Source organism: Acidobacteriota bacterium, from assembly GCA_009691245.1.
GTDB lineage: Bacteria > Acidobacteriota > Terriglobia > 2-12-FULL-54-10 > 2-12-FULL-54-10 > SHUM01.
Map to the genome: position 1 here is coordinate 22,937 of SHUM01000035.1, position 13,118 is coordinate 36,054.

Below are 13,118 nucleotides of genomic sequence, written 5' to 3' on the forward strand. Positions count from 1 at the left end.
GGCAATTGTTTCTTGGCGGTAGGCAGAGCGGACTCCACACGTGTTTGTTGATGAAGCAGTCATTACGGTGAAGGCGGGCGACGGCGGCAATGGCTGCCTGGCCTTTCGCCGCGAGAAGTACGTTCCCCGCGGCGGCCCCAGCGGCGGCGACGGTGGACGCGGCGGCTCCATCATCTTCGAGAGTACTCAGCAGCACAACACACTCATCCACTTCCGCTTCAATCCCGAGCATCGCGCCGAGCGCGGTGAGCACGGCCTGGGCAGCAATTGCAAGGGCAGCGATGGCAAAGATACCGTCGTGCGCGTGCCCGTGGGCTGCGTGGTTACCGACGCGGAAACTGGCGAACCGGTTTTTGACTTCGACCGGCAGGGGCAGCATGTGGTGATCGCGCGCGGCGGGCGCGGCGGACGTGGCAATTCCCGCTTCACCAGCTCCACGCATCAAGCTCCCCGCGAACATGAAGACGGCAAGCCCGGCGCGTTCCGCCGATTGCGGCTGGTACTGAAACTGCTGGCCGATGTGGGTCTGGTAGGTTTGCCCAACGCGGGAAAGTCCTCGCTGCTGGCGCGCATCTCCTCCGCCAAGCCCAAGGTCGCCGACTATCCATTCACCACGCTGGAGCCGGTGCTCGGCATGGTCCGCGTGAACGACGACGAGAGCTTCGTGGTGGCCGACATCCCCGGTCTCATTGAGGGCGCGCATGAAGGCCACGGCCTCGGCACGCGCTTCCTCCGGCACATTGAGCGCACGCGATTGCTCATTCACTTAATCGACGTCAGCGAGCACCTGCCCGCCGATATCGCGCACGACTTTGATGTCATCATGACGGAGTTGGCCAGCTTTGAAGCCACTTTTAATGGCGGTCTCGATGAGAAGCCGATGATCCTGGCCGCCTCGAAGATTGACCTGGCCGGAGATGGCGAGAAGCTGAAGAAGCTCGAAAAGTTGGCGAAGCGCAAGAAGATTCCCTTCCTCAAGTTCTCTTCCGCAACGGGCGAAGGCATCGAAAAGCTGATCTGGACCATGGCCGCGCACCTGCGCGAGATGCGCGCGGCGGATGAAGTTGCCAGAGTGGCCGAGCTGCTGCCCGGCGTGCCCGTCGCGTCCAGCTTTACAGTGGATCAACTCTCGAACGACAGTTTTAACGACGATGAGGATAACGAGGATCCCGCGTGAAGATCGCGCTGTTCGGAGGCACCTTCGACCCTATCCACTCCGGCCACCTTTCCGCGGCGATGGCGGCGCAGTCGGCCTTCGCACTGGATGAGATTAGCTTCGTGCCCACCGGCGTCCCTCCGCATAAGCGTGCGCGAACGGTTACAGCCTTTGCTGACCGTTACGCGATGGTGGCGCTGGCCTGCAATGATGTTCCGCACCTCGCGCCCTCGCGCCTCGAAGACCCGGAGCATCACGGCGGCGAACCGAATTACTCGATCGACACCATCCGCCGTTTCCACCAGCAAATGGCCGATGACGATCATCTCTACTTCCTGATCGGTGTCGATGCGTTTCTCGACATCCCCACGTGGCACGACCCGGTGGCCTTGCTCGATTCCTGCGACTTCATCGTGGTGAGCCGGCCGGGATTCGAAATCGGGAAGATCAATTCCATTCTTCCTGCTGTGCTTCGCAGCGAGCAGCCGTTACAGGAAAATCGCATCGACCTGCGCCGCACATCGGTTCATCTGCTGACCACGGTGGAGGCGGACATCTCCTCATCCAACATCCGGCAGCGCTCCGCGCACGGTGAATCGCTGACGGGACTGGTGCCGCAACCCGTGGCGGACTATATTAAGAAGCGGAACATCTATGCCCAAGACACCTATGCTGAAAAAAACTAAACCTAAAAACACAAAGCCCCGCGCGGCAACGCCCAAGGCCGCTGGAACCAAGCCGCCCAAGCCGCGAGCCGCAAAGCCCACCGGGCTACGCGCCAAATCCCAGAGCGCCGAAGCTCCGAGCATCAAGGCCAGCAAGGCCACCAAGGCCAGCACGCCCCGGAAGCCTAAGCTGCTCCCCGTGGCGTCCCTGGCTGAGCTGGAACCAGTTGCCGAGGCCAGAAACGAGTCGCTCGAAATCGTCATGATCGCAGTCGAGGCGGCTAAGGAAAAGCAGGCGCGCAAAATGCATCTGCTCGAACTGAAGGGGGTGGCCGACTTCACCGACTACTTCTTGGTATGTAGCGGAACGAATCCCCGGCAGGTGCAGGCCATCTGCGATGAGATTGACGCGAGCATGCGCCGCGCCGGATTGCGCCCCGCTCACATCGAAGGCTATAATCACGCCGAGTGGGTGCTGCTGGACTACGTCGATTTCGTGGCCCACGTATTCACGGAGCAGGCGCGGGAATACTACGATCTGGAGCGGCTCTGGCGCATGGCGCGCCGTATTCCAGTGGGTGAAGAATAGGCCGGACGGCTCGGATGCGAATCGCGGTTTACTGGATCGGCAAAACGAGGCTTCCCGGCGTTAGTTCGCTCACCGATGAATATGCGAAGCGCCTGAAACACTATTGCGAGTTTGCGGCATTGGAAGTTCGCGGTGGAAAGCGGAAGTCGGCGACAGTGGCAGGAAGCACCGGCCTCTCCGCTGAAGAAGACAATATGATCCGCCGCTCGCCGCAAGCGTTGCGTGTCGCGCTGGACCCGGATGGCCGGGCCTGGAGTTCCGCCGAGTTCGCCGCGTATCTCGGCAAGCAGCGCGACCAAGGTTCGCGTGAACTGGCATTCTGCGTGGGAGGAGCCGACGGATTCTCGCCTGCGTTTCGCAAACAGGCGCATCTGAAATTCTCGCTCTCGCCCATGACCATGCCGCATGAACTGGCGCGCGTGGTATTGCTCGAACAGCTCTACCGCGCATTTACGATCTTGGCGAATCATCCCTATCCGCGATAGGAGTTAATTTGACGTAAGGGCATGGCTTCAGCCATGCTGATAGAGTTTGGCTTAGTGAAGGGCTTTAGCCCCTGAGGTGCGTCCCTCAGCGGTTAAAACCGCCCCAGTAGTCCACGTTACGGCACGGTTGAAACCGTGCCCTTACCGGTTAGCAACAGAGGATTTAATGGCGTGGTTTCGTAAAGAGAAAGAACCGTTGAAGGCCGCCGAAGGCGAACGCCTGCGCACGGAAGGACTGTGGATCAAGTGCGACGGTTGCCGAGCCATCATCTGGAAAAAAGACCTCGACGCCAACTGGAACGTTTGCCCCAAGTGCAGCCATCATTTCCGCATCGACGCGCGCACGCGCCTGCGGCTGCTGCTGGACGACGAAAATTACACCACTCATGATAGCGACGTGGAAACATCCGATCCACTGAACTTCGTCGATCTAAAATCATACCGCGACCGCATCGCCGCCGCGCAACGGACCACGAAATTGAAAGACGCGGTCATCACGGCGGAAGGCACCATCGGCGGAAGGCGAGTCTTCGTCTGCTCCATGGAATACGGCTTCATCGGCGGCAGCATGGGCGGAGTGGTGGGAGAGTTGATCACACGAGCCGCCGAGCGCGCGCTCGACCATCGCATTCCACTCATCATCATCTCGGCCTCCGGCGGCGCACGCATGATGGAGGGTACCGTCAGCCTGATGCAAATGGCCAAAGTCAGCGCGGCGCTGGCGCGCATGGACACGGCGGGCGTCCCCTACATCAGCGTGCTCACCGACCCCACAACGGGCGGCGTTACGGCCAGCTTTTCCATGCTGGGCGATCTGAACATCGCCGAACCTGGCGCCCTGATTGGCTTTGCCGGTCCGCGCGTCATCGAGCAAACGATTCGCCAGAAGCTGCCCGCCGGTTTCCAGCGAAGCGAATTTCTGCTGACGCACGGCATGTTGGACGCCGTCGTACTGCGCACGGAAATGAAATCCTACATTATCAACGCCCTCAACTTTTTCCTCGACTAGACCAATGAATTACGCCGAGTCAACGCGTTATCTGATCTCGCTCGGCAATGAGATCCGCGCAGCCGGCGCCGATGGCGTGATGGCCGCGAAGCTGGGCCTCGAAAACATCACCCGCCTGCTGGAGGACCTCGGGACCCCGCAGCATTCTTACCCCAGTGTTCTCATCGCCGGGACCAACGGCAAAGGTTCGGTATCGGCGATGATCGATGCGATCCTGCGCGCGGCGGGCCTGCGCACGGGCCTCTACACGTCGCCTCATCTGGTCGAGATCACCGAGCGGATTCGCTTGAATGGCGAGATGATTCCGCAGCAGGCTTTCGCCGAACTCTTCCTCACGCTGCGTGAGCGCATCGAGCGATTGCTGGCAAACGGGACACTGCAATTCCATCCCACATATTTCGAGTGTCTGACTGCCATGGCCCTGGAATACTTCCGCCAGCAGCGCGTGGAGTTCGCGGTGCTGGAGGTGGGCATGGGCGGGCGGCTCGACGCCACCAACACAGTCCATCCGCAGGTCTCCGTCATCACCCAAATCGACTTCGACCATGAGCGATTTCTCGGCTCCACCATCACCGCCATCGCCGCAGAAAAAGCGGGAATCATCCAGCCCGGTGGCAGGCCGAATGGCGTCGTTGTTTCATCCGCATCCCATCCCGAAGCCGTGGCCGTAATTCGCAACCGTAGCGCCGAGTTGAATGCCCGGCTCGTGGAAATCCGGGAGGAATATTCGACCTACGGCAGAGATTTGGGCGATGGATTCTATCACCTGATCGCTGGTGATCGCGCAGGTTGGCGGCTGGAGGTGTGGCCATCCTTAAGAGGTATGCATCAAGTGGAGAACGCGATGACCGCCATCGCGGCGGTGCGTGAGTTATCCCGCGCAGGCTTCAGCATTCCCGACGCAGCCATCCAGCAGGGCCTCGCCACGACAAGCTGGCCAGGCAGGCTTGAGCTGATTCACAATGATCCGCCTACGTTCGTCGACGGAGCACACAACCCCGCCGGGGCGCGCGCGCTCGCTCGCTTCTGGGACGAACATTTCTCTGATCGCCCCATCATACTCGTGTACGGAGCGATGCGAGATAAGGCCATCAGCGAAATTGCGGAGATTTTATTTTCCAAAGCGCACGCGGTAGTCATCACGCAGCCTCAGCAAGAGCGGGCAGCCTCGCCTGAAGCGATCCGCGAATTGAGCCATCACCTGAACGCGCATCTCGTTCTTGAACCCAGTCCAGTCCGTGCGATGGAGCGGGCCGCTGCATTGGCGTTGGAGGCGCCCGGCGGAAAAGCGGTTATCTTCGCGACCGGCTCGCTATTTCTGGTGGGAGACTTGCTAAAATCCAATGCTTCGGCCTGAACTTGGAAATTGCTGGATCACGAGCTGGGTGGATTTGGTGCGGGACTTTGCGTCGATGGCGGAGCCTGAACCCACTGCACTTCCTTCACATTGGCGTTAACCACATACACGCGGATAATTTTTCCCGTCGGGTCTTCCGGCACGATGAAGAAACCCTGACGTTCCTTGCTGTAGCCCTCCGTTGTTCCTTCCAGCCGCTCACCATCGCGGAACAACACCTCCAGGCGGCGGCGTTGCGGCCCACCAGGCGGGTGGGTAGGAGGTGCCGTGCCTTCCCCCGCATCCTGCAAGAAAAAGATGGCTTTCAAATCCCGAATATCCACTACTTCGCCTTCGCCCGCCTGGGTCTTCTGGGCGGGGAAAATCCTGCATCGATCTTTCATTGGTGAAAAGTCAAAAACAGATCCGCTCAAACGGCGGCCGTCCAAAAAAGCAATCACTACCTGAGGCGTTTTTAGTCCGGGCGTGGTTTGAGTCGTCAAGAAACTATCTCGTCTACTTTTATCCATTCGCCAATGCGTTCAAGCATCCGCTCGGTTCAGTGTACGGCCCATCGCGTTGAGGATCAATAGGCACATGGCCACATTGAAAATGTGGAGAGAGGGAACAGCGAGACAGCGAACAAGCGGATCAATTTAGCAATGGGAAAGGTATAATCGGGGTAAGCTGCGGGCTTGCGAATGTGGCGGAATTGGCAGACGCGCCAGACTTAGGATCTGGTGCCCGAAAGGGCGTAGGGGTTCGAGTCCCCTCTTTCGCACCATCGAAGTTCTACATGAGCAACGCGCTAGCTGAAGCGCATCAGCAGCGATTTGACGTCCGCTTCCCGCCCCTGTGCGCGATACACATCGGCCAGACAATTCAGGCGATTCCAGACCTTGGGATGATTCTTGCCGAGAAGTTTCTCCACCAGCGAGATCGACTTCAGGTAGAGCTGCTCGGCGTCCATGTAGCGCTTTTGATCGCGATAAAGGTTCGCCAGATTATGAAGAATGCTGGCCATCTCACGCCGCTTGTCGCTCGACGAGTTCTCGCTCTTCTGTAGCGCCTGCTTGTAAAGCTTCTCCGCCGCGTCGTACTTCTCCTGCGAGTGGTAGAGTACCGCGAGTTTGTTCAACATGCCCGCCGTCCGAGGCAGCTCCGGAATCATGCGCAACGAATCCTGCTCTGGCAGCAGGATCAATACAGCATCGCCACGCGAGGCGGGAGAATAGGAAGTCGGCAGTTTGTGCAAAGGAGAGGTTGCAGCGGTTATTACTTCGGTGCTTACCAACGCCTCGCCGGGCAGCAACTCTTCCGTGAGTGTTATCACGTTGACATGCGGAGACGCCGCCTTCAGGACACGACGAATGTCCTCCGCATTGGCCTCACCAATCGTGGCGTCGGTGAGCACCAGCGTGCACGTATGGTCCTTCGTCAAATGATCCACCGCAGCGTCCAGGGTCCCTACGTCCGCGCATTGGTGCCCCGCCAATTCCATCACCAGCATCAAACCCTACCGCTCGGGCATCCGTTTTCCAAGTATCAAAATGTTTGCCATGGCACTCCATTCCATTCCGCTGCAAGCCGGTGGGGCTAGTAGCCAACACCATCCATCCATGCTAGTAAACACCTTTGAAGAGTCCGTGGTCAAGCGGCACACTTCGCCGGTAGTCTTGTCAGCACGCGAGGGGCCAATCATTTTCCTGGCGTCCAGTCCACGGGCGTACTGATCGCAAGCCAATATCCATAGGAGTTTGGTCATGTACGCAATTTTTCCTGAGGATTTCTCAGACTAGGACTTTCTTCTCCATCCGAGGAACGGTACAATTCATGTCTTCTCTTGTGACAAGAATTGTCCTGTTCACTGAGATGATTTCAGCTTCGCTCATGGCCACCGCCCCACTGCGGAATAGCCTGCAAAGGAGTTTGTCATGCCAACCATGAAAGCAATTCGCATCCACGCCCACGGAGGACTCGATCAACTCCGCATCGACGACATCGCACGCCCCACGCCGGGTCCCGGTCAGGTGCTGGTCGAGATCAAGGCCGCTGCGCTGAACATGCTGGATCTCTGGGTGCGCCGCGGCATTCCCGGCGTGCCGCTGCCCGTCATCCTCGGCAGCGACGGCGCGGGCATCGTGCGCGAAGTCGGCCAGGGCGCATCGCAATTCAAGCCGGGCGACGAAGTGCTGGTGCATCCCGGCGCGGGTTGCGGCTCCTGCGGCGACTGCCAGAATGGGCGCGAGCAGTATTGCCAAAAATATTCCATCCTCGGCGAACATCACGATGGACTGATGGCCGAGTTGGTTGCGCTCGACGAAGCGCAACTCATCCGCAAGCCTGCAAACATTGGCTTTGAAGAGGGTGCCGCAATTCCACTGGTCTTTCTCACGGCGTGGGAGATGGTCGTCAACAAGGGACAGATTAAGCCGTGGAATACCGTACTCGTCTGGGGCGCGTCAAGCGGCGTGGGTAGCGCGGCGGTGCAGATCGCCAAAGCCTACGGCGCGCGCGTTATCACCACGGCCGGCACGGCGAAGCTCGACCGCGCGCGCGCGCTGGGCGCCGATGTCGTGCTCGATCACTACACTCAGGACATCGCCAAGGAGATCAAACAACTCACCGGCGGGCGCGGCATCGACCTCATCATCGACCACACCGGCGTGAAGAGCTGGGGCGCCAGCACGCGCAGCCTGGCTCGGGGCGGCAAGCTGATCGTCTGCGGCTCGACCACCGGTTTTGAAGTCTCGATGGATCTGCGCTTCCTCTACATCCGCCAGCAGTCCATCCTGGGCTCGACCATGGGTCCGCGTGGTGACATGACCCCCATCCTGAAACTGGTCGAGGCTGGCCGGCTCCGTGGCGTCGTCGACCGGGTCTTCCCCTTCACCGAAATCGCCCAGGCGCACGAGTACATCGAGACTGGAAAACACTTCGGCAAAGTTTGCCTGGGGTTCGCTTAAGTTTCGCCTCCTGACGGCCCAAATTCCGCCCGACAGATTGACCAAATTGTCGGCTCTGACCAAAGTGCACACGTTCACGGAATTGACCAGATCCGGCGATTTCCGTTCCCTATTTGTCCGCCGACTTCCTCGGACCTGCGACAGCCCATGTGCGTTGGCAAATTCCCACTGTACCCCAATCAGTCCCGCCAAGGGGACGTCCCGTAGTAGTTACCTGACAGATTATCCGAACTGTCCAACTTTGCGGAATTATCAACATTTTCCAATCTTGCGGTATAGTCAACAGCTTCCAACTTGCCGAAATTTTCCAAATTTCTCCTCTAGACACTTCGCGAAAATACCTGAACGGTCCGCCAAAATGCCCGTAGGGCATCGTCTCCCCACAAGATGCCCACAGGGCATCACCGTGAATAGCCGTAGGTTTCAACCTACGGAATCGACGCACCAATATGAAACCAACCCCGCAGAGGTTGACCGGACGTTGTCTCGTCACGCACGTGGATAGTGGAGTGGATAGTGGAATTGTCCGGCCCCGTCAGGGCCGTGAATTGTGTTGGGGTTTCGCACCCGTCCCGGCACGCCGGGACGGCTATTCACGGTCTTGCCCTCCGGGCAAGTGGATTTCCCCATTCGCCGTTCCCTGCTCTATTTTCCCGCGGCGGGCTTGTTGGTCATCAGGTAGGGGTCTAATCCGATGTCGTGGAAGTAGCCGCTGGGCTTGATTTGCAGGAAGCGGGGGAGCGAGCCGGCGCGCGGTTTGTGGTTGTGCCACTCGTTGGAGCCAACCAGGAACACATCGCCTTCAGTCCAATCGAGGCGGCGCTCGGGGCCGTTTTGGTCCTGTAATGTAGCATAGCCATCGCCGCTCAAGATCAGGTAGAACGTCTCCCAGACGTGGCGGTGCTCGGGCGAAGTCGCCTCAGGGCCGGTGAACTCGCGGACCTCCATCTCGATCAGGTGATTGCTGGCCATGTCGCCCTCTGGCGTGATGGTGATGCCGTCCATGCCGTTGCCGCGGAACAGCATTTTGCGGTCGCGCAGATTCGGCAGCAGATGTCCGACCTTCATGCGCACCGTCTCGTGGCCTTCCGGACCAGGCGTGTAGCGCGGCTCCAAGCCGAGCGAATCTTTCCAGCGATCATCAAAGGTGTAATTCACGCCGGTGAGGAAACCCGCGTTGCGGAACATGCGTTCCGTAAGCGGCGCGGTGGAGACCACGATGTAGCGCGCCGTCTCAGTGGCCGAGGCGTTGCTATGCTGCCGCCAGGAGTTCATGCTGGGCGAGAGCAGGTCGCCCGCCTTCCAGTTGTAGCGAATCTTGGCGCTGTCCTTCTCGTTCGACATCTTACTATTCCACATCAGCGTGTAACCCTGACCGGAGACAATGTAGATCATCTCCTCGGCCAGCTCGCGGCGCGGCGCAAGTTGCTTGCCCGGCGGCAGCTCAATCAAAGTGACGGCGATCTGGCGCAGCCGGTCTTCACTCAGCACGGCCACGCCCGCGCCGAGCTTCACGTCGAACTTCACGGGATGCGTCCGAGTGCGGATCAGCTCGGATTTTGCGGACGGCGTCTGCGCCTGTAGCGACACTGCCGTTGCCAGCACTGCGCCAAGGAAACAGTTGCCGGCGAGATGGCGCAAGCGGGTGATGCGCTGTGGGCGGTTGGTCATGACACACTCTCCTGCGGGCTGGGATGTTCACAGCCACGGGAGAGCAGTTTAGCGCGCTTCAGTACAGAGAGCAAATGGGGCAGAAAGCAAATGGATGCCGTGGATTAAAGCGAAAGCGGGGCTTCGCTCCCACGGCGCGCCGGGACAGGCCGCTCAGGATGACATCGCAATCAATAAAATCTAATTGGCAGCAACCGTCAACGCGCGGCGCACAATACCGGCGATCCGGTGCGAGCGGGCGGCGTGCTCATCTCCCGCATGGAGCCGGGCCCGATGGCCGTAGCGGCGCGACCCGTAGAGTTGTCGACGCTGGCGAGCATGGAGCGGGCGGCCTGCAGCACCACTGCCTGATCCGTCGGCTGCATCTCCTCAAACACATTCAGGATGCGGCGGCTGATGCCGTCCCAGCGGCGGTCGCCGTCTATCTGCGCCGCGAAGCTTGGCAGCATATCGGAAACATTGAGGCCGAGGTCGAAGGCAAACTTGGCGATCATCAACGGGCCGGGCAGCAGGCGATCGTTCTCGATGCGCGACAGATAGGTGCGAGGGATATTCAGACGCGCGGCCATTTCGATTTGCGTGAGGCCCATCTTGATGCGGCAGGCACGCAGACGGCTGCCCATGGCTACACGGCGATTGCGCTCAGCGCGGGCAACGGGCTGGCCGTCGTCCAGATCGCCGAAGGGATCGGTGGCAACATGCAGCGCGGCTTCCGGCTCGGCTTCCGGCGCGCGGAGCAGCGATGGCAGCGGCTTGGTGCAGCGGCGGCACATATCCGAAGCAGTGCGGAACTGCACCAGCGAGCAATCGCCGCAGCGAACAACTTCGCGCGCGGCGCTGGAGCCGACTCCGCTCTGCACACCCGCCGAGCCAGTCCCTAGCGGGTTGCTGCTTTCCATCTGTCCAATCATTGTGCCCATGCTGTCCTCCGTAACTCGATCTGTTCCACTTTTGCCTGGGGTCCATCCTGTCTGCAGGCAGCCCCGGTTCCTTCTATCGGTCTATCCGTCCCAACTATTAATACTGTCTCTGGGTGCATAGCCAAAATAACGATCCAAGAAACAGGGTGAACTACCGGAGAGAACCAATCAATAGAGCTAAAGTACTGATTTTCAGGGTATGGTCCTACCAGCTCTGGCAGCCGCGCTGGCGATTCAAGCATGACTATGGCAGGATAATCGCAGCAAAAGCATCAGTTAGGGAGCCGTTGTGCTTATTGTTCGTCTGAAAACCTGTCTTGTGATCATGGCCGCGCTGGTGTTGGTGTCAGCGTCGGTGTCAGCGGCTCCAATGCAGGCGCAGCAGGCCGCACCGCAAGAGGGCAGCTTCATCCTGCGCGATTTCCGCTTTCAGTCCGGCGAGACGCTGCCTGAGCTGCGCGTGTTCTATCGCACTCTGGGAACGCCCGCGCGCGACGCACAGGGCCGCGTTATCAACGCCGTGCTGCTGCTGCACGGGACCAGCGGGAGCGGTGCAAGCTTTCTCATCCCCGCTTACATGAACGGCATGTTTGGTCCGGGACAGTTGCTCGACGCGGCACGCTACTACCTGATCATCCCGGACAACATCGGCACCGGCGGATCGAGCAAGCCGAGCGACGGCCTGCGCATGAAGTTTCCCAAGTACGACTATGACGACATGGTCTTGTCGCAATTCCGCCTGCTCACCGAGCATCTGAAGGTGGATCACTTGCGCCTGCTGCTCGGGACTTCGCAGGGCTGCATGCACTCCTACCTGTGGTCCATCCAGCACGCGGCGTTCATGGACGCCACGTTCGCCATGGCCTGCCAGCCGGTGGAGATCGCGGGCCTGAACCGCATGAGGCGCAAGATGATGAACGACGTCATCATGAACGATCCGGCTTGGATGGGCGGGAACTACACAGCGAAGCCGAAAGCGGGGCTGGCCTCCGCGCTGCTGATGAGCGCGCTGGTCGGCGTCTCGCAGTTGAACTTCCAACAGACCTATCCCACGCGCGCCGCGATGGACAAGTATGTGGATGACTACATCAAGAGTGAGCTGCCCAAGCGCGACGCCAACGACGTGATCTATCAGTACGATTCCTCGCGCAACTACGACCCGCGCGCGGAACTGGGCAAGATCACCACGCAATTCCTGCATGTTAATTCAGCGGACGACATCATCAATCCGCCGGAGCTGGGCAGCGTGGAGCGCGAGATCAAGAAGGTGAAGAACGGCCGCTTCGTGCTGATCCCCATCAGCGAAAAGACGCGCGGCCACCAGAGCTACAACTACCCGGAGCTCTGGAAGCAGTATATGGAGGAACTGCTGAAGGCTTCTGTCCCATCGCAATTATCAGGACGACAGTAGCGTTGGATTAAGCGCATGAACCATGCGGAGAGCTACTACTTAAACTGGACGCGCGATTCCCACTCATTATCCAGATATACACAGAATTCCTGGACAATGCCGATGGCAATTCTCAGTTTTTCCGCTGTCACTTCAATTCGGTGGGGTTCAAATTTAGCAGAACTCGAGTAGACGTGCGGCCACGCATCCTTCTCCCAATCGCTTGCAAATAGCGAATCAGGAAACCTTACAAAGTACTTCGAATCTTGCTTTACGCTTAGGTCCCAAATGCTTCCGTCGTGCCAGATTGCGTTCCGTGCAAGTGCGATCTCCTCCAGAGAACTAAGACCAACAGGCGCTTTGTCCCAATCGATGTCGTAGCGGTTCTTATAAAAGTTCTTATATCTTTTAAAGTCGCTCTTCCCCGTAGCCTGTCGGCTGACGAACTCCGACACCTCGGTCAGATCCAATTGCTCGCTTCTGGAGATGAATCCGGGAAGAAATTCACCGAATGATCGTTGCACGAGCGATAAGCAACACTGGCCAAGAATATTTAGTGACTCTTGCGCATCCTGCCATTCTCCTTCAAATGGAACAGAGTCCTCTGAATCGAAGTTGTCGTATGGTTCCTCCTGGTTTTCTATCTTAGAAATTACAGTTGTAAAGGACTCTGATGCGTTTGCATAGAACCGTTCCAAAAAACGAAGCTTTCGGCTGAGCATGTCAAGGATGTCCATACATACAATCCCCGAAAAAACTTCTACTTCGACGCAATACTACCCGCCGCTCATGGAGGCGAGGAAGTCGGCGTTGGTGGCGGTCTTGCCGAGCTTGCCGAGGAGCAACTCCATTGCTTCGGTCGGCGACAATTGGTTCAGCACTTTGCGCAGCACCCACATGCGATTCAGCTCGTCCTTACTCAGCAGCAGCT

Annotated in this window: 14 protein-coding genes and 1 tRNA gene; 9 read left to right on the forward strand and 6 right to left on the reverse strand. The window is 59.0% G+C overall.

The window, feature by feature from the left end; translation table 11 throughout:
* Positions 1 to 40 precede the first annotated feature (40 nt).
* The 6 genes from obgE to EXQ56_09635 all read left to right on the forward strand — a co-directional run bounded on the left by obgE (position 41) and on the right by EXQ56_09635 (position 5,261).
* Positions 41 to 1,177 (forward strand): GTPase ObgE, encoded by a 1,137-nt coding sequence (gene obgE, locus EXQ56_09610; GenBank protein ID MSO20700.1) that lies wholly within the window; start codon positions 41 to 43, stop codon positions 1,175 to 1,177.
* Complete coding sequence (gene nadD, locus EXQ56_09615) at positions 1,174 to 1,842, forward strand: nicotinate (nicotinamide) nucleotide adenylyltransferase (GenBank protein ID MSO20701.1); 669 nt, start codon at positions 1,174 to 1,176, stop codon at positions 1,840 to 1,842. The genes obgE and nadD overlap by 4 nt, the downstream gene beginning before the upstream one ends.
* The gene (gene rsfS, locus EXQ56_09620; protein MSO20702.1) at positions 1,811 to 2,410 is read left to right on the forward strand and encodes a ribosome silencing factor; all 600 of its coding nucleotides are present in this window, start codon (positions 1,811 to 1,813) and stop codon (positions 2,408 to 2,410) included. The genes nadD and rsfS overlap by 32 nt, the downstream gene beginning before the upstream one ends.
* Before the next feature lie 14 nt (positions 2,411 to 2,424).
* Positions 2,425 to 2,895, forward strand: coding sequence for a 23S rRNA (pseudouridine(1915)-N(3))-methyltransferase RlmH (locus tag EXQ56_09625; protein ID MSO20703.1), 471 nt, complete (start codon positions 2,425 to 2,427; stop codon positions 2,893 to 2,895).
* A 166-nt stretch (positions 2,896 to 3,061) separates the two neighbouring features.
* Positions 3,062 to 3,904, forward strand: a complete 843-nt coding sequence (locus tag EXQ56_09630) for an acetyl-CoA carboxylase carboxyltransferase subunit beta (protein MSO20704.1) — start codon at positions 3,062 to 3,064, stop codon at positions 3,902 to 3,904.
* Between the two features lie 4 nt (positions 3,905 to 3,908).
* On the forward strand, positions 3,909 to 5,261 hold the full coding sequence (locus EXQ56_09635; GenBank protein MSO20705.1) for a bifunctional folylpolyglutamate synthase/dihydrofolate synthase: 1,353 nt from the start codon (positions 3,909 to 3,911) through the stop codon (positions 5,259 to 5,261).
* Positions 5,262 to 5,278: 17 nt separating this feature from the next.
* On the opposite strand, the gene EXQ56_09640 is transcribed toward EXQ56_09635, so the two are convergent.
* Positions 5,279 to 5,743 (reverse strand): hypothetical protein, encoded by a 465-nt coding sequence (locus tag EXQ56_09640; protein MSO20706.1) that lies wholly within the window; start codon positions 5,741 to 5,743, stop codon positions 5,279 to 5,281.
* Between the two features lie 194 nt (positions 5,744 to 5,937).
* Here EXQ56_09640 and EXQ56_09645 point away from each other — a divergent pair.
* A tRNA-Leu gene (locus EXQ56_09645) sits at positions 5,938 to 6,024 on the forward strand.
* Positions 6,025 to 6,048: 24 nt separating this feature from the next.
* On the opposite strand, the gene EXQ56_09650 is transcribed toward EXQ56_09645, so the two are convergent.
* The gene (locus EXQ56_09650) at positions 6,049 to 6,753 is read right to left on the reverse strand and encodes a tetratricopeptide repeat protein (GenBank protein ID MSO20707.1); all 705 of its coding nucleotides are present in this window, start codon (positions 6,751 to 6,753) and stop codon (positions 6,049 to 6,051) included.
* 421 nt (positions 6,754 to 7,174) lie between these two features.
* On the opposite strand from EXQ56_09650, the gene EXQ56_09655 reads away from it, so the two are divergent.
* Positions 7,175 to 8,206, forward strand: coding sequence for an alcohol dehydrogenase (locus tag EXQ56_09655; protein MSO20708.1), 1,032 nt, complete (start codon positions 7,175 to 7,177; stop codon positions 8,204 to 8,206).
* A gap of 645 nt (positions 8,207 to 8,851) precedes the next feature.
* Here EXQ56_09655 and EXQ56_09660 read toward each other — a convergent pair.
* Together EXQ56_09660 and EXQ56_09665 are read right to left on the reverse strand one after the other, a co-directional pair.
* Positions 8,852 to 9,877, reverse strand: a complete 1,026-nt coding sequence (locus tag EXQ56_09660) for a cupin domain-containing protein (protein ID MSO20709.1) — start codon at positions 9,875 to 9,877, stop codon at positions 8,852 to 8,854.
* Between the two features lie 197 nt (positions 9,878 to 10,074).
* Positions 10,075 to 10,797 carry an XRE family transcriptional regulator gene (locus tag EXQ56_09665; GenBank protein MSO20710.1) on the reverse strand — a complete coding sequence of 241 codons (723 nt, stop codon included), beginning with the start codon at positions 10,795 to 10,797 and terminating at the stop codon, positions 10,075 to 10,077.
* 325 nt (positions 10,798 to 11,122) lie between these two features.
* Here EXQ56_09665 and EXQ56_09670 point away from each other — a divergent pair, with 325 nt between their 5' ends.
* A complete protein-coding gene (locus tag EXQ56_09670; GenBank protein ID MSO20711.1) occupies positions 11,123 to 12,208 on the forward strand; it encodes an alpha/beta fold hydrolase in 1,086 nt (361 codons plus the stop codon).
* Positions 12,209 to 12,243: 35 nt separating this feature from the next.
* Here the strand turns inward: EXQ56_09670 and EXQ56_09675 are convergent, their stop codons facing one another.
* Both EXQ56_09675 and rho read right to left on the reverse strand, forming a co-directional pair.
* Positions 12,244 to 12,924, reverse strand: coding sequence for a hypothetical protein (locus tag EXQ56_09675; GenBank protein ID MSO20712.1), 681 nt, complete (start codon positions 12,922 to 12,924; stop codon positions 12,244 to 12,246).
* Positions 12,925 to 12,963: 39 nt separating this feature from the next.
* A partial coding sequence (gene rho, locus EXQ56_09680) for a transcription termination factor Rho (GenBank protein MSO20713.1) occupies positions 12,964 to 13,118 on the reverse strand: 155 nt, incomplete at its 5' end.

Coding starts and splice junctions, on each gene's coding strand:
- rsfS (MSO20702.1), top strand. CDS start 1,811: ATGCCCAAGACACCTATGCTGAAAAAAACTAAACCTAAAAACACAAAG.
- EXQ56_09625 (MSO20703.1), top strand. CDS start 2,425: ATGCGAATCGCGGTTTACTGGATCGGCAAAACGAGGCTTCCCGGCGTT.
- EXQ56_09630 (MSO20704.1), top strand. CDS start 3,062: ATGGCGTGGTTTCGTAAAGAGAAAGAACCGTTGAAGGCCGCCGAAGGC.
- EXQ56_09635 (MSO20705.1), top strand. CDS start 3,909: ATGAATTACGCCGAGTCAACGCGTTATCTGATCTCGCTCGGCAATGAG.
- EXQ56_09655 (MSO20708.1), top strand. CDS start 7,175: ATGCCAACCATGAAAGCAATTCGCATCCACGCCCACGGAGGACTCGAT.
- EXQ56_09660 (MSO20709.1), bottom strand. CDS start 9,877: ATGACCAACCGCCCACAGCGCATCACCCGCTTGCGCCATCTCGCCGGC.
- EXQ56_09665 (MSO20710.1), bottom strand. CDS start 10,797: ATGGGCACAATGATTGGACAGATGGAAAGCAGCAACCCGCTAGGGACT.
- EXQ56_09670 (MSO20711.1), top strand. CDS start 11,123: ATGGCCGCGCTGGTGTTGGTGTCAGCGTCGGTGTCAGCGGCTCCAATG.
- EXQ56_09675 (MSO20712.1), bottom strand. CDS start 12,924: ATGGACATCCTTGACATGCTCAGCCGAAAGCTTCGTTTTTTGGAACGG.